This is a genomic window from Micromonospora sp. NPDC005710, assembly GCF_040630995.1.
Lineage (GTDB): Bacteria > Actinomycetota > Actinomycetes > Mycobacteriales > Micromonosporaceae > Micromonospora.
Genome location: NZ_JBEXYP010000010.1, coordinates 63634 through 86548, shown reverse-complemented (window position 1 = coordinate 86548; position 22915 = coordinate 63634). Strand labels below are relative to the sequence as shown.

General features: G+C 70.2%; 18 protein-coding genes. 8 read left to right on the top strand and 10 right to left on the bottom strand.

Features of this window, described 5'->3' with window-relative positions:
• Positions 1-3 precede the first annotated feature (3 nt).
• The 3 genes from ABZ406_RS15935 (at position 4) to ABZ406_RS15925 (ending at position 2106) form a co-directional block, all read left to right on the top strand.
• The gene (locus ABZ406_RS15935; protein ID WP_357761403.1) at positions 4-927 is read left to right on the top strand and encodes a SpoIID/LytB domain-containing protein; all 924 of its coding nucleotides are present in this window, start codon (positions 4-6) and stop codon (positions 925-927) included.
• A gap of 110 nt (positions 928-1037) precedes the next feature.
• The gene (locus tag ABZ406_RS15930; RefSeq protein WP_357761400.1) at positions 1038-1487 is read left to right on the top strand and encodes a GNAT family N-acetyltransferase; all 450 of its coding nucleotides are present in this window, start codon (positions 1038-1040) and stop codon (positions 1485-1487) included.
• A 100-nt stretch (positions 1488-1587) separates the two neighbouring features.
• The gene (locus ABZ406_RS15925; protein ID WP_357761398.1) at positions 1588-2106 is read left to right on the top strand and encodes a PepSY domain-containing protein; all 519 of its coding nucleotides are present in this window, start codon (positions 1588-1590) and stop codon (positions 2104-2106) included.
• A 104-nt stretch (positions 2107-2210) separates the two neighbouring features.
• On the opposite strand, the gene ABZ406_RS15920 is transcribed toward ABZ406_RS15925, so the two are convergent.
• The 4 genes from ABZ406_RS15920 to ABZ406_RS15905 all read right to left on the bottom strand — a co-directional run bounded on the left by ABZ406_RS15920 (position 2211) and on the right by ABZ406_RS15905 (position 7688).
• On the bottom strand, positions 2211-4079 hold the full coding sequence (locus tag ABZ406_RS15920) for an ABC transporter ATP-binding protein (protein WP_357761776.1): 1869 nt from the start codon (positions 4077-4079) through the stop codon (positions 2211-2213).
• Positions 4080-4281: 202 nt separating this feature from the next.
• Positions 4282-4644, bottom strand: a complete 363-nt coding sequence (locus ABZ406_RS15915) for a VOC family protein (RefSeq protein ID WP_357761395.1) — start codon at positions 4642-4644, stop codon at positions 4282-4284.
• A gap of 178 nt (positions 4645-4822) precedes the next feature.
• Positions 4823-6073, bottom strand: coding sequence for a DUF222 domain-containing protein (locus ABZ406_RS15910; RefSeq protein ID WP_357761391.1), 1251 nt, complete (start codon positions 6071-6073; stop codon positions 4823-4825).
• A 403-nt stretch (positions 6074-6476) separates the two neighbouring features.
• Complete coding sequence (locus ABZ406_RS15905) at positions 6477-7688, bottom strand: chitosanase (protein WP_357761389.1); 1212 nt, start codon at positions 7686-7688, stop codon at positions 6477-6479.
• A 214-nt stretch (positions 7689-7902) separates the two neighbouring features.
• On the opposite strand from ABZ406_RS15905, the gene ABZ406_RS15900 reads away from it, so the two are divergent.
• Positions 7903-8127 (top strand): hypothetical protein, encoded by a 225-nt coding sequence (locus tag ABZ406_RS15900; protein ID WP_357761387.1) that lies wholly within the window; start codon positions 7903-7905, stop codon positions 8125-8127.
• 45 nt (positions 8128-8172) lie between these two features.
• On the opposite strand, the gene ABZ406_RS15895 is transcribed toward ABZ406_RS15900, so the two are convergent.
• Positions 8173-9798 (bottom strand): glycoside hydrolase family 43 protein, encoded by a 1626-nt coding sequence (locus tag ABZ406_RS15895; protein ID WP_357761384.1) that lies wholly within the window; start codon positions 9796-9798, stop codon positions 8173-8175.
• A 237-nt stretch (positions 9799-10035) separates the two neighbouring features.
• On the opposite strand from ABZ406_RS15895, the gene ABZ406_RS15890 reads away from it, so the two are divergent.
• Positions 10036-11055, top strand: a complete 1020-nt coding sequence (locus tag ABZ406_RS15890; RefSeq protein WP_357761380.1) for a LacI family DNA-binding transcriptional regulator — start codon at positions 10036-10038, stop codon at positions 11053-11055.
• A 6-nt stretch (positions 11056-11061) separates the two neighbouring features.
• On the opposite strand, the gene ABZ406_RS15885 is transcribed toward ABZ406_RS15890, so the two are convergent.
• Positions 11062-11769, bottom strand: a complete 708-nt coding sequence (locus tag ABZ406_RS15885) for an ElyC/SanA/YdcF family protein (RefSeq protein WP_357761377.1) — start codon at positions 11767-11769, stop codon at positions 11062-11064.
• Positions 11770-11896: 127 nt separating this feature from the next.
• A complete protein-coding gene (locus tag ABZ406_RS15880) occupies positions 11897-13231 on the bottom strand; it encodes a PHB depolymerase family esterase (RefSeq protein ID WP_357761374.1) in 1335 nt (444 codons plus the stop codon).
• A gap of 275 nt (positions 13232-13506) precedes the next feature.
• Here ABZ406_RS15880 and ABZ406_RS15875 point away from each other — a divergent pair, with 275 nt between their 5' ends.
• A complete protein-coding gene (locus ABZ406_RS15875) occupies positions 13507-13632 on the top strand; it encodes a hypothetical protein (RefSeq protein ID WP_357761371.1) in 126 nt (41 codons plus the stop codon).
• Positions 13633-13842: 210 nt separating this feature from the next.
• Positions 13843-15903: a cellulose binding domain-containing protein gene (locus tag ABZ406_RS15870; RefSeq protein WP_357761368.1), complete on the top strand. Its 2061-nt coding sequence runs from the start codon at positions 13843-13845 to the stop codon at positions 15901-15903.
• A gap of 143 nt (positions 15904-16046) precedes the next feature.
• On the opposite strand, the gene ABZ406_RS15865 is transcribed toward ABZ406_RS15870, so the two are convergent.
• Positions 16047-18401: a VWD domain-containing protein gene (locus ABZ406_RS15865; protein ID WP_357761365.1), complete on the bottom strand. Its 2355-nt coding sequence runs from the start codon at positions 18399-18401 to the stop codon at positions 16047-16049.
• A complete protein-coding gene (locus ABZ406_RS15860) occupies positions 18398-19000 on the bottom strand; it encodes a hypothetical protein (RefSeq protein WP_357761363.1) in 603 nt (200 codons plus the stop codon). The genes ABZ406_RS15865 and ABZ406_RS15860 overlap by 4 nt, the downstream gene beginning before the upstream one ends.
• 188 nt (positions 19001-19188) lie before the next feature.
• On the opposite strand from ABZ406_RS15860, the gene ABZ406_RS15855 reads away from it, so the two are divergent.
• Entirely contained in the window at positions 19189-19989 is an 801-nt protein-coding gene (locus tag ABZ406_RS15855; RefSeq protein WP_357761360.1) for an SAM-dependent methyltransferase, read from the top strand.
• A gap of 88 nt (positions 19990-20077) precedes the next feature.
• On the opposite strand, the gene ABZ406_RS15850 is transcribed toward ABZ406_RS15855, so the two are convergent.
• Positions 20078-22798: a M14 family zinc carboxypeptidase gene (locus ABZ406_RS15850; protein ID WP_357761358.1), complete on the bottom strand. Its 2721-nt coding sequence runs from the start codon at positions 22796-22798 to the stop codon at positions 20078-20080.
• Positions 22799-22915: the final 117 nt, after the last annotated feature.

The following is a 22915-nucleotide window of genomic DNA, read 5'->3' as shown; positions in this document are numbered from 1 at the left end:
GCCATGAACATCCGCAGGGGCCTCGCCGTCGTCGGCGCCGTCCTCGCCATGTCCACCTCCATCCTGAGTGTCGCCTCGCCGGCAGCGGCGGCCGAACGGGACGGAACCTGCGACAGCGGCGAGTTCTGCTACTACTACAACAGCAACCAAGCCGGCTCGGTCTCCGACTTCGCCGATTCACTGGACGACTACGGTACGACCCAACCGACCTGCTACGACTTCAAGGGCGCGGGCAGCGGCAAGGGCCTGTGTGTGAAGAACAACGCCGCCTCGGTGTGGAACCGGACCGGCAAGACGGTACGGGTCTACTTCAACAGCAACTTTGCCGGTGCGACCCAGGACTTCGCGTCCGGCGCAATGGCAAATCTCAACGCCACGCTGAAGAACAACAACGCCTCGCACGAGTTGGTGAGCGGGCCGACGGGCTGTAGCACCGACGGCACCAACAGCAAGCCGCCGAGCACCATCCTCGTCTACCGGGTCGGTCTCGGCCGGGTCGATCGGGTCGACTTCAAGACGTACGTCAAGAACGTTCTCCCGAACGAGTGGGTGACGAGCTGGCCGTCCGCCTCACTGGACGCCGGTGCGATGGCCGTCAAGAGCTACGGCTGGTACTGGGCGCTGCACTCGACCCGGAAGACGTCCGCCGGGCAGTGCTACGACGTCCGCGACGACACCGGCGACCAGGTCTACCGGCCGTCGTCGGCACAGACGTCGACATCCGCCGCGGTGGAGCGGACGTGGTCGGCCCGGATGACCCGCAGCGGCAACATCCTGCGGGCGCACTACTGCGCGACGACGACTGCGTGCGGTGGCTGGGTGGACGGGGACTGGCTGTCGCAGTACGGCTCGCGTGATCTCGCCAACGAGGGCAAGAACTACCAGGCGATCCTGCGCTACTACTACCGCGACATCGCGCTTTCCTGACGTACTGCCACGATCCGCGCCGCCCGCCGCAGCTCTGCGGCGGGCGGCGCGTCCATGGGTACAGCACCGAGAATCCCTCCATGAACCCGAGCAGGCTGACCGTCACGTCCATGACGACCGCTGAGGAGGCCGAGGCCTTCCGGACGCTCAACGAAGAATGGATTTCCCATTTCTTCACCATCGAGGAGTCCGACCGCACGACACTCGACGACCCGTTCGGGGCCATCATCGACCCGGGCGGCGACGTGCTGATCGTCCGCGACGGCCGGCAGATCGTCGGCTGTGTCGCACTGGTCCGCAGCTCGGACGACGTCTTCGAACTGTCGAAGATGGCGTTGACTCCGGCGGTGCGGGGCAGGGGCCTCGGTCGCCAGCTCATCAACGCGGCGATCGAGCGCGCCCGTGGGCTCGGCGCCGCCACCCTGTTCCTGGGCAGCAGCACCAAGCTTCCGAACGCTGTGCACCTCTACGAGACCGCCGGTTTCCACCACGTCAGTTCGGAAGAGGTCCCGCTTCCGCCGTACGCCCGCGCCGACGTCTTCATGCGGATGGCGCTCTGACCGGTTCAGGCTTAACCCGGCCTTAGCGTTCGGACAGCGCGGTGCTATCCCGATCTGACCGATTCTCGGAGTCGACAACCGAGGAAAGGTGGACACCACGATGAAGCGCACCAATCTGCTCCTGGCGTCGGTCGGGGGGTCGGCGGTGCTGGCGGTGGCCGGGGTCGCGCTCGGCGTGAACGCCGCGAACGACTCGCGGACCGGCGGCACGTCACTCGCCGCGGCGACCGTCGCGCCGGCGGTCACCGACGCACCCGTGGTCACCGGTTCGCCGTCGGCCGGCACCCCATCGGGTACGCCGTCGAGTGGCACGCCGTCCGGTACGCCGTCGACCAGTGGCGCGCCAGCGGGCAGCGCGGTCGACGAGACGCGCGCAGGTGAGATCGCACTCGCCAAGGCTGGTGGCGGTCAGATCGTCGAGGTCGAATCCGAGCAGGAGAACGGCCGGCCCGTGTGGAGTGTCGAGATCGTCGCCGGTGACACCGAGCACGAGGTGGACGTCGACCGGGACAACGGCTCGGTGGTCAAGGCCGAGCAGGAGCCGGTCGACAACGACGACGACGACAACGACGCTGACGACGACGACGCTGACGACGACGACAACGACGACGACGACTGATCGCCGTCGCCGCCCACCCCCGGTGACGTCATCGGGGTGGGCGGCGGCGTGTGGTGACGCGGTGGTCGGACCGTCCTCAGCGGGCGGACCGACCACCGCGTGCGTCAGATGGCGACGCGTTGCTCCTGGACCGTTGGCTTCTCCTGGGCGAACTGGGTGCGGTACAACTCGTGGTAGCGGCCCCCAGCCGCGAGCAGGTCACTGTGCCGCCCGCGTTCGACGATGTGCCCGGCTTCCACGACGAGAATCTGGTCGGCCGACCGGATGGTGGAGAGCCGGTGCGCGATCACCACGCTCGTCCGGCCGGTCAGGGCCTCGGCGAGGGCATCCTGAACCGCCGCCTCCGAGGTGGAGTCGAGATGCGCGGTGGCCTCGTCGAGAATGACCACGCGCGGACGGGCCAGCAGCAGTCGCGCGATGGTGAGCCGTTGCCGTTCCCCGCCGGACAGGCGGTATCCGCGCTCACCCACGACGGTTTCCAGCCCATCGGGGAGGCTGCGGACCAGGTCGTCGAGTCGGGCCCGCCCGAGCACCTCCCACATCTCCTCCTCTGTCGCGTCCGGCTGGGCGAACGCCAGGTTGGCGCGGATGCTCTCGTGGAAGAGGTGCCCGTCCTGGGTTACCACGCCCAACGCCGTCCGGATCGACTCGGCGGACAGCTCACGTACGTCGACGTCGGCAAGCCTCACCGCGCCGTCCTCGACGTCGTACAGGCGAGGCACGAGCTGCGCGATCGTCGACTTGCCCGCCCCGGAGGAGCCGACGAGCGCCACCATCTGCCCCGCCTCGGCGCGGAACGACACCCCGTGCAGCACCTCCTCGCCGCCGCGCGTATCGAGCTTCGCCACGTCCTCGAGGGACGCGAGCGACACCTTGTCCGCTGAGGGGTAGCCGAACCGGACCCCCTCGAACTCGACAGCGACCGGCCCTTCGGGGAGGGGTCGGGCGTCGGACCTGTCGAGGATCAGCGGCTTGAGGTCGAGGACCTCGAACACCCGCTCGAAGCTCACCAGTGCGCTCATCACCTCGACCCGAGCACTGGCCAGCGAGGTCAACGGTGCGTAGAGACGCGACAGGAGCAGGGCGAGGGCGACGACCGTTCCGGCGTCGAGGCTGCCCCGGAGGGCGTAGAGACCACCCAGCCCGTAGACCAGTGCCAACGCCAGCGAGCCGACCACTGTGAGCGCGGTGATGAACACCCACTGGAGCATCGCGGCGCGGACGCCGATGTCCCGGACCCGGCGTGCGCGCGCCGCGAACTCGGCGGACTCCTCGGCCGGCCGCCCGTACAGCTTGACAAGCGTGGCACCGGGTGCGGAGAACCGTTCCGTCATCCGGGTGCTCATGGCGGCGTTGTGCTCGGCCGCCTCACGCTGCAACTGGGCGAGCCGCGAACCCATCCGGCGGGCCGGGAGTACGAAGATGGGCAGCAGGACGAGCGCCAGCAGCGTGATCTGCCAGGAGAAGGTGAGCATCACGGCCAACGTCAGCATCAGCGTGACCGCGTTGCCGACCACACTCGACAGGGTGTCGCTGAAGGCCCGCTGCGCACCGATCACGTCGTTGTTCAGGCGGCTGACCAGCGCACCCGTGCGAGTACGCGTGAAGAACGCCACCGGCATACGCTGAACGTGGTCGAAGACGGCCGTCCGTAGTTGGACGATCAGCCCCTCACCGATGCTGGCGGACAGGAACCGCGTCACCAGGCCCAGCCCGGCCTCGGCGAGGGCGATCACGGCGATCAGTACGGCCAGCCGGATCACCACGCCGCTCTCGGCGCCGTCGACTATCGCATCGACCACCCGGCCGGCGAGGACGGGCGCCGCCACCGTGAGAACCGCCGTCACCACACTCAACAACAGGAACCTGATGATCAGGGCGCGGTGCGGCCGCGCGAACGTCGCGATCCGCTTCAGGGTGGCGCGGGACAGCGGTCGCCCGTCCTTCGCGTTCATCGCGTGGTGCAGGGACATCCACGCGGTAACTTCCATGCTCATGCATTACCTCCGATACCGGAGGCTAGGACCTCACCCGAGCTTCAGGTCAAGTCACCGCGCAGGACACGCCAACTTGGTACGCGAGTAGTCCTGCTGTCGAACGTCGACCCAAGCCTGCACGGCGACGACGACCGCCGCCCTGGGCGGCTGTCAAGCCGAGGTCGCTCAACGAACCAGATCACACCCGGTAGTACTGCACGACGCAGAACTCGTTGTCCTCCGGGTCGGTCATGACGAGGACTGCGCCCTCGTGGTAGTCATGCCGTTCACCTGTCCACCGCCCGCCCAACAGCCCGATCCGATCGACCGCTTCGTCAACGTCGGTGACGGCGATGTCGAGGTGTAGCCGTGTCTTGCCGGCCTTGGGCTCCGGGACCGGCTGGAATGTCAGCACCGGGCCGCCCCTGGCGACGGTGACGCGCCGCCAGCCGGGAAGGGACTCCGTCACGCGTCCGCCAAGCACCACGGACCAGAAGTCAGCCAGTCGCTGCGGATCCCGGCAGTCGACAGTGACTCCGGCAAGTCGGCCCAGTGTCTCCACGGCACTGACCATAGCGACGATGTGCAGCCCGTTCCCACTGGGCGCACTCGTCTCGGCAGATCCGGATGCCGACGCGAGCCCGCTCTGGCCGCGGTGCGTGACGGGCCCGGACAGCGGCCGTTCCATGGAGGAAGAATTCGCGTCGAACGAATATGCGCTCTTGCCAGTCTGGCTGTTCCTACGTTCGCCGGTGGTAGCGGTTGCGGCGGGGGACTTGTGCGGGGTCGAGCCAGGCGGGCGGGGTGAACTCGGGGTGACCGTCGCCTCCGAGTCGAACGCTCCAGTCGCTGCGGTGCAGGTGTCGGTGGTGGTGGCCGCAGAGCAGGACCGCGTTGGTCAGGTTGGTCGGGCCGCCGTCGGCCCAGTGGTGGATGTGGTGGGCGTCGCACCAGCGGGGTGGGCGGTCGCAGCCGGGGAAGGCGCAGCCGCTGTCGCGCAGGACGAGGGCGCGGCGCAGCGGCCCGGTGATGAGGCGGCGTTGTCGCCCGACGTCGAGGATCTGGCCAGTGCCGCCGAGAACGGTGGGCAGGATGGTGGCGTCGCAGGCGAGCCGGCGCACCGTGTCGGGGGTGAGCTCCAGGCCGCTGTCGAGCGCGCCGGTGGACAGCTGCCGGGTCAGCCCGTCGTAGCTGGTGGTGACGACGATCTGTGCGGGGTCGCCGCCGTGCTCGGGCAGCGCGCCGGTCCGGAGGGCGAGTCGGCACACCTCGGCGAGGGCGTCGTGGCGCCGTTGACCGGGGGACCGGAGGTCGTCCGGCCCGGACGGGGCGGTCAGTGGGTCGATGGCGGCCCGGAACAGGCCTGCGGTTTCGGCGTCGAGGGTGCCGGTGAGCCGCAGGCGCCCGTCGGTCTGCTCGGACAGCGTCACGTGCCGGTCGCGGTTGGCGCGTCGGTCTTCGGCTTCGAGTAGGGCTTTGGCGGTGGCGTCGGCGATGTCGGGGGCGACGTGATCGAGGATGCGGGTGCCGAGTTTGCGCAGGCGGGTGGGGTCGAACCGGTTGGCCCAGTCGGTGAGCACACAGACGGCCTTGTCGGCGGCCTCGGTGCCAGCGGTGGCTTGCACGGTCGTGGCGGTGTCGCTGATGACGCGGGCTTGGTCGAGGGTGATGTGCCCGTCGGCCAGCGCCTGTCGAATACCGGGGTTGCCGGCGTCGAGAGCCGTGGCGAGGTCGATCAGGCGACGTGCGGCGGGCACGGTGAGTCGCAGTCGTTCACGCAACCAGACCCCGGTGCAGGAGGCGCCGTGCGCGCGTGCCGTGCCTCGGCCGTCGACCTCGCGGACCAGGGCGAGCGTGACCGCGGCGAGGCGTTGCTGAAGGCGGTGCGCGGCGTCGAGCGCGGCGATCAGTTCGTGCTCCGGCAGGGCCCAGGCGCCTGCGTCGACGCAGGCGGCGATCGCCTCGTCTGCCTGCGCCAACTCCTCGACCATGACCCGAGACTAGAACACGTGTACGACAACTTGAGTCACCATGATCGATGGGCTGGGGTGTCGTCAGCTGGTCGCCGATGGCCGCTGAAGGGCCCTGGCCCAGGCTACGACCTGTTCGATCGAGTCGCGGGTCAGGCCGATCGTCGGGTCGGCGGTGATCAACAGGGTGGGGCTGCTGCGTGCTGCGGCCCACTTGCGGGCTAGTGGCGTGTGCAGGTCGTCGATTCACGCTGCGGGCCGCCTACCAGGACCAGCGGGCAGGCACCAGGCGGCCGGGCAGGCACGAGGCGGCCGGGCAGGCACGAGTCTGCCGGGCAGGCATCAGGCGGCCCACGCGCCGGGGCGGCGGGGTCGTCGGCGAACGGAGAAGTCCGTGCCGGCGATCCCGCCGCCACCTGGCGAACTAGCCGATGCGGAACTGTTGGCCGTAGACGGCGAACGCCAGTGGGGTGTTCAGGTTGAAGTTGCCGTTGTTGAGGAACACCCGCTGGGCGGTGTCGACGCGGGAGGTGTCCGAGTGGGCCTCCTCCTTCTTCATTTCGATGACCCGCTCGTCGAGGAAGGCGTTGAGCCAGGTCCGCTCGTCGCCGCCCTGGGCTGGCGGCTTGGCCCGGTTCAGGGCACGGCTGCGGATCTGGCGCATGCCCTCGTACCCGTGCATGACCGCCGCGTCGTAGTAGGCGAACTGGCCGAGTGCCCGGACCTGGTCGTTCTTGCCGTCGCGGACCGACGGGTTGAAGTAGACGCGGTCACGCTCGGCTTCCTGGGCGGCGCGGAACACGGAGTCGTTGGCCGCGGTGCGCCAGTCGCGGGGGAAGTTCGGGTCGAGGCCCGAGTGCGACGCGGTGCCGTTGACAGCGCGCAGCGCCGGCAGGTAGCCGGAGAGCACGTTGCCGGGCTTGGTGTTGGTGTACGCCTGGACCAGTTCGAGCATGTCGCCGGTGCCGGAGCAGAAGCCGATGATGCCGGCGGTGTAGCCACGGCCGTCGCCGATGTCCTCGATGTAGGAGAACTGCGCGCGCCAGTCGAGCGACGAGTTCTCCGCCGCCGAGACGAGCTGCATGGCGACGTCCTTCTTCGTCGGGTCGTCGAGGTTGGTGCCGCTGGGGGTGGTGGGCGTCGGGGTGGGGGTGCTGCCGCCACCGGGAAGGGTCCACCGCTGGTTCGTGGTGCCGCCGCAGGTCCAGATCTGCAACCGGGCGCCGTTCGCGGTGCTCCGGTCGGTGACGTCGAGGCACTTGCCGGAGCCGGAGTTGACGAGCGCGCCGTTGCTGGCGGTCCACTTCTGCGCGCCGCTGTTGTTGCAGTCGTACAGCTGCACCTTGGCGCCGTTGGCGGTCGACGCGGCGGTGACGTCGAGGCACTTGCCGAGTGCCCTGATCGAGTTGTCGGTGTTGCCGACGGTCCACGTCTGGGCCGCGCTGCCGTTGCAGTCGTAGAGCTGGACGGCCGTACCGTTGGCCGAGCTGGCGCCTGCCACGTCGATGCACTTGCCGCCGAGGCCGGTGATCGGGCCGGCGGTCGCGGCGCTCGCCGAGGGCAGGCCGTAGCCGACGGCGGCGACGCCGACCAGCAGGGTGCCCACGACGTAGGCGGCTGTTCTCTTGTGAACCATGGGTGTTCCTCGGGGAAGGGGCGGCGTGCCGCCAGCCGGTCGGTGGCCCGGGGCGGCGGTTCGGCCACGGCGGGCACCGCGAGCATCAGGAAACTGTATTAACAGATATCAGCAGGTCGATTCCTCGTCAATCGGTGACCGCGAGGCGTGACGGCGCCTGTTCATCGCGTCGTTGGCGGGACGTACCCGCCGGTGGCTATCGTCGGGCCAGGTCGTGGTCCTCTACCTCGCCCAGGACCCGGCGGCTCCGACGTTCCGGACGCTCAGCGGCGACTTCGGCGTGTTCGACCTGAACGGATCCGGCGCGGAGACCGTCGCCACGACCCGCTCGCGGACCATGGCCGTCAGCGGCCTGAACGCCGAGGACCCCGCCGCGTCCGGCAGTGGTTTCCGCACCACCCTCGGCCAGTTGCGCGCCGTCGCCGCCCAGGTGAAGTAGGACGAGTGGAACGCGGACCGCGCCCGCCCGGTGCCGTCCGCGTGGTCACTGCTCCCGGTAGGTCGCCAGGTCGAAGTCGGCGTGCACGCCGTCGCCGCCCAGGTCCTGCACCCACAGGCCGAGGAACGCGCCGGTGAAGCCCCACGCCGCCGGCTCACCGTCGATGATCAGCGCGGCGTGTTCGTCGGACAGGATCGTCGCGTCCAACTCGACAGGCAGTCGCTGCCAACCGGCGCCGAGGTCGTAGTCGAAGCGCACCGCCGGCCCGTCGAAGACGGCCCGCAGGCCGACCCGGGTGACGCCGCCGACATCGACGGTCAGATCGGGGTACGGGGTGCGCCGCCCGTTGTCGGAGCTGAGCAGCTCCAGCACGGTCCGCCCGTCGTCGGCCCGGGTCAGGTACAGGTGGTGCCAGTTGAGGGTGTTGTAGTAGGCGGTGATCCCGGCGAGCTGACGGTGGTCGGCCGGCGCGAACTCCACAACGGTCTCCAGCGAGCACTCCATCGCGCCGACGCGACGCCCGACCAGGCTGGGTGCCTGGCGACCGACCGGCGACTGCCCGCCGTGGACACGCAGGTACGACGGGCGGGTGTGCAGGTCGACCCAGTCCGCCGTGGCCGGCCGGCGCAGCGTCGACCAGCACCGACCCAACTCGGGGGTGTCGAAGTGGTCCGTCTCGGGCTCCGCCGGCCACTCGTGCGCGGGCAGGTCGGGTGCTACCACGTCGTCCGCGGGCACCCCTCCGGCGATCCGCGGCCAGCCGCCCGACGGCCACTCGACCCGCTGGATCGCGGTTTCCCGACCGAGCACGCAGTTGCCCAGCGGGGAGTACGGGCGGCCCACCAGGTGGGCCAGGTACCACTCGTCGTTCTGCGTGCGGACCAGGCTGCCGTGCCCCGCCTTCTGCAACCGCAGGTCAGGCCGGCCGAAGGAGGTGAGCAGCGGCCCGGCCGGGTCCACCTCGTACGGCCCGAACAGCTCCCGGGACCGGGCCACGGTGACCTGGTGCTCCCAGCTGGTGCCGCCCTCGGCGGTGATCAGCCAGTACCAGCCGTCGTGGCGGTACAGATGCGGGCCCTCGGTGACTCCGGCCGGTGAGCCGGTGAACAGGATGCGAGGGCTGCCGACCAGGCGGCGTGCGACCCTGTCGTACTGCTGGATCTCGATGCCGCCGAAGCGGTCCCGGCCGGGTCGCCAGTCCGCGCTCATGCCCAGCAGCCAGGTGGTGCCGTCGTCGTCGTGGAACAGTGACGCGTCGAACCCGCGCCCGTGCAGCTTCACCGGATCGGACCAGGGACCGGTGATGTCCTCGGCGGTGACCAGGAAGTTCTGCGGATCCCAGTAGCCGCTGGCGAAGCTGGCCACGTCGCTGTAGACGAGGTGGAACTGACCGTCGTGGAACGTCAGGTCGGGCGCCCACACCCCGTTGGAGTCGCCGCATCCGCGCAGATCGAGCAGGCGTCGGTCGGTGATGATCCCACCCAGGCTGCGCCAGTTCACCAGATCGCGCGAGTGGTGCACGAGCACGCCCGGATACCACTCGAAGGTCGAGGTGGCGAGGTAGTAGTCGTCGCCGACGCGCAGGATCGCCGGGTCGGGGTGGAAGCCGGCGAGGATCGGGTTGCGGATCGACCGGGTAGCGGTCGCCACGTCAGCGATGTCGGTCGACACGGGTGCTCCTCTGGTCGGGCTGGCGGCAACTTCCGGAAACTCGCGGTTCCCGGCCATTGAAAGCTGTGCCTACGCTAGCCGGTCTTTTCGCAATAGGACAGAGGTCTTGACCGTTGCGACATCAGCTCGTAGCGTGCCGGCCATCGATCGATATTACCGGCGAAGTAGTGAAAGTTTCGGCGATCCGACGCGCCACCCGAGCAGACCCGAAGTTTCCAGCAGGACGCAGGGGGGACCGTGGCCACGGAGAACGGCCGGAACGTCACCATCGCCATGATCGCGCGGTTGGCAGGTGTCTCCGTGCCCACCGTCTCCCGTGTCATCAACGGCCGCTCCGACGTCGCACCCGACACCAGGGAACGCGTCGAGGCACTGCTCAACAGACACGGCTACCGCCGCCGGTCACCGGCCAGGCGCACCGACGCCGCCCTCATCGACCTGGTGTTCAACGACCTGGACAGCCCGTGGGCCGTGGAGATCATCAGGGGAGTGGAGGACGTCGGCCAGACCAGCGGCGTCGGCACCGTCGTGTCGGCCATCCACTGGCGCATCTCCTCAGCCAAGCAGTGGCTGGACAACATGCGTACCCGCTCCACCGAGGGAATCATCTTCGTGACCTCGATGGTGAACCCACCGTTGCAGGCCGAGCTGCGGCGACTGCACCTGCCCGTCGTCATCATCGACCCGGCCGGTGTCGACCCGCAGGAGTCACCCACCATCGGCGCCACCAACTGGGCGGGCAGTCTCAGTGCCAACCAGTACCTGATCAGCCTCGGCCACCGCCGCATCGGCTTCATCGCCGGCCCGCCGCACCTGATGTGCAGCCGGGCCCGGATGGATGGCTACCGGGCCGCGCTCGGCGCCGCTGGCATCCCCGTCGACGACGCCCTGATCCGCCCGGGCAACTTCTACCACGAGGCCGGCTTCACAGCGGGTACGCAGCTGCTCGCCCTGCCCGACCCGCCCACCGCCATCTGTGCCTCCAGCGACCAGATGGCCCTCGGTGTCTACGAGGCGGTCCGCAAACGGGGCCTGCGGGTGCCCGACGATGTGAGCGTGGTCGGCTTCGACGACCTGCCTGAGGTGCGGTGGTGCTCCCCGCCGTTGACCACCGTCCGGCAGCCCCTGGCCGAGATGGGCATGCTTGCCGCACGTACCGTCCTGCGTCTCGCCGGCGGCGAGCGCACCGAGAGTCCTCGGGTCGAACTCGCCACCGAGCTCATCGTCCGTGACAGCGCCGCACCGCCACGGTCGTGACTCCCGTCAGCCGACGCGCAACGCGTCGTCGACGCCCGTCTCCCGACGGCCGAGGTGCGCCGGGTCGCGACCGGAGAGCAGGTCCACCGCGGCCTTCAGGCAGGCGCCGTTCTCCCGGGACGAACTGAACCACCATGTCTGGCCGTACCGCTTCGCGCTGTCATCGCCCACGCCGTTGGCGTCGATGCCGAGGCGCCGGCACAGCGCCACGGCGCGCGGAAGATGGAACGTCTGGGTCACCACGGTGGCCCGCCGCACCCCGAAGATCCGCTCGGCCCGCGCGCACGAGTCGTACGTGTCGAAGCCCGCGTAGTCAGGCACCACCTTGTGCGCCGGCACACCCCGTTCCATCAGCCAGCTCCGCATCGCGGCGGGCTCGTTGTAGTCGGCGTTGATGTTGTCGCCCGACACGAGGATCGCTTGAACCTTGCCGGCGTCGAACAGGCGCCGTGCGATCTCCATCCGTGCCGCGAGAACGGGCGAGGGTGTGCCGTCGGCGTCCACCTTGGTGCCCAGGACGAGGGCGACCGGCGCTTCCGGGACCTCGGCCTCGGCGTAGAGATGGCCCTCCGCGGTGTCGCGGATCCACCTCACGCTTGCCACTGTGCCGCCGGCCAGGACCACCGCCCCGACCGCGACCGCGAGGACGGTACGACGGACGCACCGCCGGTGTTCCCCGTACCACCACCTGGCCGCGCTGAATCGTCCCCGCATGCGGCAAGGCTATTCCGCGCATTCTCGCGACTGTCGTCGGAGTCCGGGCCCGAGCAGCGGGATGCCAACCGGCCCGGACCCGGACACCGCCCTCCTCCGGCGGGGTACGCCGCCGTCGGTCACCGCGTCAGCTGCGGGTCCACCGCTGACTGTTCGTGCCGATGCAATTCGCCAGCACCGCAGGGGTGCCGTTGGCGGTCCCGGCGGCGTTCGGCGTCAGGCACAGGCCGGACTGCACACCGGTGACGGTGCCATCGGTGTTGACGTTCCACTGCTGGTTGGTGCCGCCGGTGCAGTCCCAGATGATGACCCGGGTTCCCGGTGAGGTTCCGGCGCCCTCGGCGTCCAGGCACTTCGTCCCGTACACCTGGAGTTGTCGTGCGGCGGTCGACGTCCACTGCTGGTTGGTGCCGCCGTTGCAGTCCCACAACGCCAGTTGGGTGCCGTTCGTCTGCGACCGGGACGGAACGTCCAGGCAGCGGTTGGCGCCGGTGTTGCGCAGCGGCGCGGCCGTGCCGCCCGGCGGCGGGGTCGTGGGACCCGTGGCGTCGAAGCCGAGGAACCTGATGGCCTGCGCGGCGTCGAACGGGATGGAGTGACCGTACCCCTGGAAGCTGATCGCCTCGACGGGCGCCGTGCCGCCGGTGCCCCCGTACCTGGTGCGGGTGGCGCTGGTCTGCGGGGAGTCGGTGAAGCTGGGGGTCTGCGACACGCCCAGCACGTTGGTCCACTGCTTGATCTGCTCGCCGAAGTTGACGTAGCTCAGGGTCGTGTCCGTGGTGCCGTGCCAGATCTGGAACCGGGGACGCTTGCCGGAGTAGCCGGGGTAGGCGTTGCGGACCAGGTCGCCCCACTGCTGCCCGCTCCTGACGATCCGTCCGCCGGAGCACTCGCTGTTCCACTCCGCGCCGTCGGTGGTGGCGAAGCAGCCGAACGGGACACCGGAGGAGCTGAACCCGGCGTTGAACAGGTCCGGGTAGAGGCCGACCATCACATTCGTCATCATGGCGCCGGAGGAGAACCCGCCCACGCCGATCCGGCTGGCGTCGATCGGGTAGCGGCTGCGGACGTGGTCGACCATGGACTTGAGGCCGACCGGGTCGCTGCCGCCGTCACGCCGCAGGGCCTGCGGTGACGAGACGTCCCAACACTTGCTGCTCCGGGTCACCGACGGGTAGATCACGATGAAGCCGTAGCGATCGGCGAGGGTGCTGAGCCCGAAGCCGCTGTGTACCGCCGGACCACTGCCGGTGCAGTAGTGCAGGGCGAGGAGCAGGGCGGGCTGGGCCGCTACCCGGTCCGGCACGTACAGGTGCATCTGCAGGTTCGTGGGGTTGGTGCCGAAGTTGGTCACCTGGGTGAGCGTCGCGGCCGACGCCGGGGTGGCGACAGTGATCACTGCCGTCATCGTCGCCAGGGCCGTCGCCAGCGCGGCAGCCAGCAGTGCGATCCTTGATCTCATCGGCGTTTCCTCTTGTCGTGAGCCGGGGACCCGTCGGCAACCCGGCGGGCCTGGCGGAGGCGGTCGACGGCAGCGTCCGGGCGGTCCCGAGGCGCGCGGCGTCCGCCGCGCGTCACCGGCGGCTGCTGACAGATCCTGATGCGACGTCCACGTGCCCAGGGACGTCCTGACCACCGAGGCCCGACCAACGACGGCCCTCCCGGTGAGCCACTGACGCTGATCGCCTCGCATCGACTGTGAGCGATAACATGCCGTTCGTCAACAGGAAGCGGACGGTGGGCCTGGTCGATCTGTTCGTCGGCGCGCTGCAACTGGCCGCCGCGGTCGTCACACTGCTGGCTGCCGACCGGGTCCGAGGGACTCGTCCCGGACGCGACGAGCGCGGCGAAGACGACGTCTGACGCACCTTGAGAATGTCGAACCGACAATGCCATTGTGGTACGTCGATGAACAGCCGCGCGGGGCTGACGTCCGTCCACTGGGCAGCCGGGATCCAGATGCGATCTCCGGGGGACGGGTGACACGAGCGATGGACCTGTCCACGAGATCGCCCGTCACCGCGTCGCACACCGACCGAACGGGCGGCTCATCTGCGCAAAGGAACCCCGCCCATGCGTACACCGAAGACCCGCGCGGCACTCCTGGCGGGCCTGCTGCTCGCCGCGAGCGCGCTCACTGGCGTCAACCCACCAACCGCAAGCGCGGCGGCCGACCCGGTCACCGTGACAGTCAACACCCGAGCGGGCCTGGCGACCGTCCCGGACACCGCACTCGGCGTCAACCACGCCATCTGGGACTCGAACCTCGGCACCGCCGAGACGTCGGACCTGCTCAGAGACGCCGGTGTGCAGATGATGCGCTACCCCGGCGGCTCCTACGCCGACATCTACCACTGGAAGGACCACACCGCGCCCGGCGGTTACGTCGCGCCGGGAACCGACTTCGACACCTTCATGGCGGCGGTCCGGCGAGCCGGCGCGCAACCGATGATCATCGCCAACTACGGCACCGGCACGCCCGCCGAAGCCGCCGACTGGGTGCGGTACGCCAATGTGACGAAGGGCTACGGCGCGCGTTACTGGACCGTGGGCAACGAGAACTACGGCAACGGTCACTACGGGTCCGCGTGGGAGGCGGACGACCACCCGGACAAGAGCGCGACACAGTACGCGAGGCTTGTCGTCGAGTACGCCGACGCGATGAAGGCGGTCGACCCGAGCATCAAGGTCGGGGCGGTGCTGACCATGCCGGGCAACTGGCCGGACGGCATCACCGCCGGCAGTGACCCGGGTCCGTGGAACCAGACAGTGCTCTCCATCGCCGGCCCGAAGATCGACTTCGTGGACGTGCACTGGTACCCGGGTGGCACCGCCGCCGAGTCGCTGGCCCGCGTCAACCACCTCCCGGACGCCACCTACCTGCTGCGGCAGCAACTCGCCCGGTACGCCGGCGCGAACTCCGAGCGCATCGGCATCAGCTTCACCGAGCTGAACGTGGACGCCGGCCGCACCACCCAGCCGGCCGCGCTCTTCCTGGCCGACGTCTACAGCGGGTTGCTGGAGAGTGGCGTCTTCACCGCCCAGTGGTGGAACGTGCACAACGGCATGGGCGCAGTGACGCAGGTGGCCGGTCAGACCGACTACGGCGACTTCGGGATGCTCTCCAGCGGCGCCTGCACCGAGGACGGCTCGGTGTGCCAGCCGCCGCTCAACACACCGTTCGCGCCGTACCACGGGCTGAGCATGATGAAGCTCTTCGCGAAGACGGGAGACCAGTTCGTTCGCGCCGGCACCGACGAGCCCCTGGTCACCGCCCACGCCGTCCGCCGTCGCAACGGCGACCTGGCGGTGCTGCTGGTGAACAAGGATCCGGACAATGACCACCAGGTCACCATCGACTACGCCGGTTTCACCCCGTCGGCCGGCGCGCCGACGGTCTCCACCCTCACCAACGGCGCCACCGGCATCGTCACCAGCCAGTCCGGCTCGGCGACCAGCCGGACGCTGCCGGCGTACTCGTTGACGACGCTCGTGCTGCGTGCGGCCGGCACCACCGCCGGACGGCCGACGGCACCCGGCCAGCCAACCGCCAGTGGCGTCACCGACCGCGCCGCGACGATCACCTGGCCAGCGGCCACGCCCGGCGGTAGCCCGATCGCCAAGTACGAGGTGCACCGGCAGAACGGCGCGGTCAGCGAGCAGCTCGGCGAGACGACGACCACCTCGTTCACCGTCGACAATCTCCTGCCGGGCAGCAGGTACACAGTCAACGTGCTGACCCGCGACACCGCCGGGCGGGTCTCCTGGGCCTCGCCGCCGCTCACCTTCGCCACCGGCAGCCCCGCCGTCAGTACGTGCACCGTCCGCTTCACCACGAGCAACGACTGGGGCAACGGTTACATCGGTGGCGTCGAGATCATCAACAACGGGTCCAGCCCGATCAACGGCTGGACGCTCACCTGGACCTGGCCCACCGGCTGGCAGCAGGTGAGCAGCGGTTGGAGCGCCACCTGGGAGCAGGTCGGTGCCGCGGTGCGGGTCACGCCCACCACCGACAATCGGCAGATCGCCGCCGGTGGCACCGTGAGCGCCGGCTTCGTCGGCGCGTACGGCGGGCCGAACGTGCTGCCCACGGCGTTCACGCTCAACGGCACTGTCTGCGCCACCGGCTGACAGATTGGCCAGGGCGTTCATGGTCACGGCGGCTCGGGTCGGCCCCTGAAACTCCCCGGAGTGTGTGATGCCTGTGAGTCATCTTGATGACTCACAGGCATCACGCTCGTTCGGAAAGGGCGCCCCCACAGCAGCCGCCGCGGTCAGCGACCCTGGCGCAGGATGACCGTGCCCGAGCCGGTGTCGTCCGCCCACGGATCCAGCACGAGGGTGTACGTGCCGCCCTCGGGCAGCGGACCCGTCTCGAAGCGCCCCGTCCCGCCGATGACGCAGCCGCTTCCGACAGTGTCGCCGCCGGGGCCGTTCAGGAGGAGAATTCCGCACCGGTCGGGCAGGCTGACGGCGGTCACCTCGACGGTGATGCGACGACCGGCGTCGGCGGCGAACCGCAACCGGCTCACCGCACCGGGTCGGCTGACCGTCAGTGTGGCGGCCCGGCCGTCCGCGACGGTGTCGGCCTGCTCGTCGTGAGCGTCGCGCAGCCGCACGTCGGCCGCGCCGGTGTCGGTGGAGGTGCCGTCGACCTCCAGCACGTACCGGCCGCTGGTCGGCAGGACGAACCCGTCGACGTGGCCCTGACCGCCGATCACGCAGCCGCTGGCCACCTGTTCACCGGCCGGGTCGCGCAGGCGCAGCAGGTTGCACCGGTCCGGCAGGGTAGCGTCGGTGACCTGGAGGAAGACCTTCTGGCCGGCGCGCCCGTCGAAGGACAGGCGGCTGACCGCGCCCGGCTGAGCGAGCGTCGCCCGGACCGTGGGCCCGTCGAGGGTGAGCGTCTTCTCCTCGTCGGTCACCGGTACGACCCGTACCGTCGCCCGACCGAGGTCGGCATCCCACGGGTCGAGGACCACCTGATGGTCCCCGGTAACTGTCAACGTGGTCGTGTCGATGAAGCCGGCACCGGCGATGACGCAGCCGGTCGCCACCTGGTGGCCCTGCGGGTCGAGCAGCAGCAACACGCCGCAGCGGTCCGGCACGGTGGCCGCGGGCACCTCCACGAAGATCTTCTGACCGGCCCGGCCCGGCACCTTCAACGCGGCCGTGGCTCCGGCCCGGGTCACCGCCAGGTCGACATCACCGGCGGCGGGTACGTTCCGCTGCGCGCGGGCGGCGTCCTCGGCGAACGCCACCTGCCCGGTGAGGCCGACGTCGAGCACACAGTCGGCGAGGATCAGCGGATCGGTGACACCGGCCCGCCGGCAGACGAGTTCGGCGGTGGCACGGTTGGGCAGGTCCCCGACGGTGAGCAGTCGCTCCGGGAAGCGCCGATCGGTGAACGTGGCGGTGTCCTGCCCCGGCTCGTAGTCGAACAGCGACCGCTGCGCCTCGACGCGCCAACCATCGGCGAAGCCGGGGTACAGCGCCTCGAACGTGGGCGGCTGCGACAACTTCCTGCCACCCCGCACGATCAGGTCGTCGCCGGGGTCACCGTCGTGGTCGCCGAGCAGACCCTCGAGCGTCCCGGCTCGCGCGGTGGGCGCGCTGACACTCACGCTCAGCCCCCAGACGCCGATCGGCTGCGCGGTCAGCCGGACGCCGTCCGACCCCGCCGCCGTCACCGTGCCGTCTGCCCAGGTGGTGAGGGTGCCGCCGCGCGGCAGCTTCACCCCGTCGGGCGCGGACACCGGGGCGCCGCCGTTCACCCGGACCGCCGGGCCGTCGGACGTGACGTACACCCCGACCCGGTCGCCGGCCACCCGAACCGCGACGGCCGAGTTGACTGCCACCACCGAGCTGGCCGGGAACATCGTCTGTCGTACCTGGACCTCGAAGTCGTCGGACGTCGAGCGGGTCAGCACGAACTCCCCGGCGGCCTGGAAGTCGTACCGCAGGCCGTCGTAGGTGAGCAGGTGCGGGTCACCGTTGCTGTTCGCGCACCGGTAACCCTTGCCGACCACCGAGATCGAACAACCACCACCACCCGGCGGTCGGGGCTTGGGCTGGTCGCAGTCCTTGCCGTTCGACGGCAGTTTCACACCGCTGTACGTCGTGCGCGGCGGCACGCCGACCGCCTTGCGGTACGCGTTCTCCACCAGCACCGCGTGCACCTCGGCGGGGTCCACGGTGCTGGCCTGTTGACCGCCCTGCGTGCAGAACTGGCCCCGGTCGGTGTCGTTCACCTCGTCGAGGGCGTGGCTCATCTCGTGAATCAGGGTGGCGCACTGGTCCTCGGTGAAGCCCGCCCCCTCCTCCGGCAGCGCCCGCCCGTCGTTCTCCGGCCACCAGTTGATCTGCACGTCGCTGCCGGGGACGTACGTCGTGGTGCTGCTCTCCGTACCGAAGATGGGTCTGCGGACCTTGATGTTCTTGCCGGAGCGTTCCAGTTCGTCGAGCACGGCGCCGTTGCCGGAACCGCGGATCTGCCCGACGCAGCCCGCGTACTCCGTCTGCAGGTCGCTGTTGACGCTGACCACGGCGGACGCCGCCGTGGGTGCGAGCAGCACCAGGGCACCCGCCAGCACGACACCCAGTCGCAGTCGCCTCCGCAACCCGGTCACCCGCCCCTCACCTCGAACGCGACAGTGCCCTGCTCGGCCGTCGCGGCGCAGGCATCCGCCGGCACGCCCCGCAGGGGCGCGCGCAGGTAGCCCAACACCAGCCGGTACGCCCCCGGTTGGTCGACGGGCCACCACGTGACGGCGGCCCCACCCCGCCCGTCCGGCGCAGAGGTGGTCAACGCCGCGCCGACCGGGCTCTGCGGGTCGCTGCCCAGCGTCACCTCGACCGACCCGCGCGGTGGCACCCGCACCAGGTTCTCGACCAGGTACGCGGTGAAGTCCCGGTAGTAGGCGGCCCCGCCGACAGCGGGTGCCACCGCCGTGCCGTCGCGGGTCAACGACATGACCGTCACCGCACCGTCCGGCACCCGACTGAGCTGGCAATCGGTGTCGCGGTTGTTGACCAGCTCCAGCCGCAGGCTGATCTGCTCACCCACCCGGTACGACGGTTGGCCGGCGCTGACCTTCAGGCCAACCGTCGCGGGGCCGGCGGTCGGGGTCGACGACGGACGCGATCGTCTGCACCCGACGGTGGTGGCCATCAGCAGCAGGGCGAGGCCACCAGCGAGCACCGCCGTCCCCACGCGGTAGACGCCCATGGGCCGCGAGCCTCCTCCGGGTGGCGACCGTCGCCGTCGCCGATCCCGGCCAGCCTGCGCCCAGGGTGCCGGGAGTGCTGTCGTGATCCGGCCCGGCGGATGTCCGCTAGCCGACCCTCGGGGCGGGTGACCGATCATCGTGGACGTTATGCTGCGGGGCCGGACAGACGGGGAAGAGGTGGTCGATCATGACGCAGTCGCAGCCCGAGGTTGCCCTGCAACCCGACACGCCGAACGCGGCGCGGATGTTCGACTTCTACCTCGGCGGCAAGGACAACTTCGCCGCCGACCGGGCCGCCGCCCAGATGGTGTTGCAGGTGGCGCCGTGGATGCCCGAAGCCGCCCGGCAGGGCCGTGACCTGATCGCCCGGACGGTCCGGCACCTCGTGCAGGAGCGCGGCGTCCGGCAGATCCTCGACCTCGGGTCCGGGCTGCCGACCCGCGACAACGTCCACGAGATCGCGCACCGCATCGACAGGGACGTGCGGGTCGTCTACGTCGACAACGATCCGGTGGTCTGCGCCCACGGCCGTGCCCTGCTCGCCGACTCGACCTCGGTGTCGGTCGTGCAGGCCGACCTGCGCGACCCCGAACAGGTGCTCGCCCACCCGGACATCAGCGCCGCCATCGACCTCGGGAGCCCGGTAGCGGTCCTGATGATGTTCGTGCTGCACCTGGTGCCCGACGAACGGGATCCGCAGCGGATCGTGGCCACCTACCGCGACGCGCTCGCCCCCGGCAGCTACCTGGCGCTGTCGCACGCCAGCACCGACGTGGACCCCGAGCTGATGGCTCGGATCTCCGCGATCTACGCCCGGGCGAACAGCCCCTTCGTGCCGCGGAGCCACGCCGACATCTCCCGGTTCTTCGGCGACTTCGTCCTGGAGTCGCCCGGGTTGGTCAACATGTGGCCGTACGCCGAACCACCGGCCACCGACGACCCGCGGGTCGCGCGCACCGGCTACAGCGGCGTCGCCCGCAAGCCCTGAGCCGGATCGGGCCGGTCACAGTCTCTCCGAACGCGTCGAAGCGCCCGTCCCCAGCCGAGGGGACGGGCGCTTCGCTGTGCCGGGTCGGTCAGCTGACCACCGACCGCAGCGGCACCTTCGCGTCGCGCAGCGCGCGTACCAGCTCCCTCGCGAACGGGTGTTCGTCCGCCTGGAGTCCCTGCGGGTTCGGGATCACGACGTACGCCGAGCCCTTCGTCGCGGACGTCTGCGCGTCGGTGGTGAAGCGTTCGACGATCGCCCGGGTGCGCGCCAGGTCGCCGGCCGCCACCTGGATGGTGATCGGCCGCCACCCGCCGCCCAGGTCCGGCGTCACCGGCGCGGCGGCGGCGCTGGCGCGCGCTGCGTCGACGCCCGGCGCCCGTCGGGCGCTCGGTGGGTTCGACGGGTAGAGCAGCGCGTTGGCGACCAGGTGCAGACCATTTTCGTTGTACGCCCGGAAGAGCGGATTGAACGCGAACAGCACCGCCCGACCCGCACCGGTCGGCTCGTCGACGACGGCCGCCGTGCCCTTCAGCGTGTCCGCCCCGACCGTGTAACCGTTGGCCCAGAAGGTGTCACCCGTCGGGTACGTGAGCACGTTCGTCCCGGTGGTGCTCGGGGTGAGGATCGGGTCGCTGTTGTTGAACTCGAAGTCCTCCGCCGGGCGACCCAGCGCCACCGGGCTGTCCTGGTCGACGTCGACGCGCAGGTGCGAGCCGATCACCAGGTAGTCAGCCGGTTTGGTCTTCTCGGTGGTCGAGGTGAGGCCGGCGGCCCGGGCGACCCGGGTGCCCTCGTTGCGCAGCCCGAGGTAGGTGTGGCCCTTGCCGATCCAGTCGCGCAGGTTGGCCTGCCCGGCGGCGGTCAGACCACCGGTGGCGCTGCTTCCGTCCGGCACCAGCAGCACGGTACGCCCGGTGAACGCCTCGGTGTTGTCGTTGATGTCGGCGGTGGTGACCGGTGTGAGGTCCAGTCCCCACCGCTTGCCGAGCACGTATCGGGCCTCGCCGTGCGAGCCGGACGTGGTGGAGATGCCGGTGCCCTGGAACAGCCCCACGTCGGGCAGGCTCACGCGGGTGCCGGCGGGCCGGCCGCCCGGGGTGAGGGTGACCCCGAGCCGCTGGGCCAGCTCGTTCATGGTCCGATTAACAGTGGCGGCCGGGATGGCGACTCGGTTGGTCGTGAGGTCGCGGACCACTGGTACGCCACGGCCGAGCAGGGTGAAGGTGAACTCCGCGGCGGCGGCCGAGTCCAGCGGGTACGTGTACGAGCCCCAGGGCCACGCCGCGCCGGTGCGACCACCGGAGACCTTGCGGACCAGCTCAGCCCTCGGCCGGACGCTGTCTCCCGTGTAGATGGTGTTGATGCCCATCAGCAGCGGGTTGCTCCAGGACGACACGTCGTAGAAGTAGGGGAACGGCACGTACGGGTCCTCGCCCATGACGGCCTGGATCCAGTGTTTCTGCGGCTGGTCCATCGGGATCCAGTACGCGCCCTTGGGGACTGTCACGTTCGTGGCGCTGCGCCCGCCGAAGACCCGTGCGGTGGGCACCCGGGTCGGCCTCTGCACCTCGTACACCTCGACGTCCATCCGGCGCAGCCGCTCGACGAGCTGGCGGACGTCGGCGAGCTGTCGGTCGGGCAGCAGGAAGTACGAGCGGATGGTGAGGTCCGGCACCGGGAACTGGACCTCGTTGGTGGGCTGCACCACCTCGTTCGGCTCCAGCGCGCCCGCCCGGCCCTGGGCGAGCGCGTCGGTCCAGATGTCGAAGTAGCCGTCCAGCACCTCGCGCTTGTTCGCGGCGGCCCAGCCGAGCGTCGACCACTGGGTGTGGAACTGTTGCTGGACCCGGTCGGCGACGGCCGACGCGCTGCCCTTCTCGTACGTCATGCCGGCCGCGCCGAAGCCGGTCGTCGGGACCGTGTCGCCGTAGCCCATGAAGAACATGTCGTACGTGTCGTAGTTGAAGTAGCACTCAGTGGTGACGGTCTCGTCGCAGGCCCCGTTGAAGCCGAAGCCCGCCTTGTTGGCCTCGCCGATCCGGTTGATCCAGTCCACCGCCTCACCGGCGATCTCGTGGTGGATCGGGTCGGCGTTGGGCGGGAAGAAGTACTGCCGGCCACCCATCTCGTGCGCGTCGATGAAGACCTGCGGCGGGTAGCGGCGCAGCAGTTCGAGCTTGCCGTCGGTCTCCTGCTGGGTGCGGGCGAACCAGTCCCGGTTCAGGTCGAAGCCGAACTCGTTCTGCCGGCGGGTCGCGTCGCGTCCGTCCGGGTTCTGGGTGGGAACGATGATGGTGATCAGGTTGTCGTTGCGTTGGGCGACGGCGCAGGACAGGCCCGCCGCCAACTCGTACAGCGTCTTGAGCGCCGCGTCGGCGCCGCTCTTCTCGCCGCCGTGCACGTTCGCGGTGACCCAGACGATGGCCGGGCTGTCCTTTGCTGTCCGGGCGGCGGTGCGGGCACTGGTCCGGCGCGGGTCGCGCAGGTCCCGGACGTCGTCGGCGATCTCGCGTAGCGCGGCGGGGCGCACGTGGCGTTCGTTGGAAACCACCGCGTACGGCAACGGTTGCCCGAGCACGCTTGTGGTCACCACACCCGTGACGACCCGGTTGGAGGCGCGATCGACGGCCCCGAGGTAGGTCCGGACCTCGTCGTTGGTGACGACCCGCTCCTGCCCCGCGCCGAGCGGGAAGCCGAGCACGGTCTCCGGAGTGGGCACCGAGCCCAACCGGGCGGTCGGGTCGTCGCTGCACCTCGACGGCGGGGCCGCGCTGGCGGCCGGTGTGCCGCCGAACAGGGGGACCATGCCGAGCAGGAGCGTGACCGTCGCGGCGCTCGCGAGCCGTCTCGCGGGGACCGTTCGGAACGGACGTATCGATGGGGCCATGAGTCGTGTTTCCCCTCTCGGGAACAACCTCGCAGT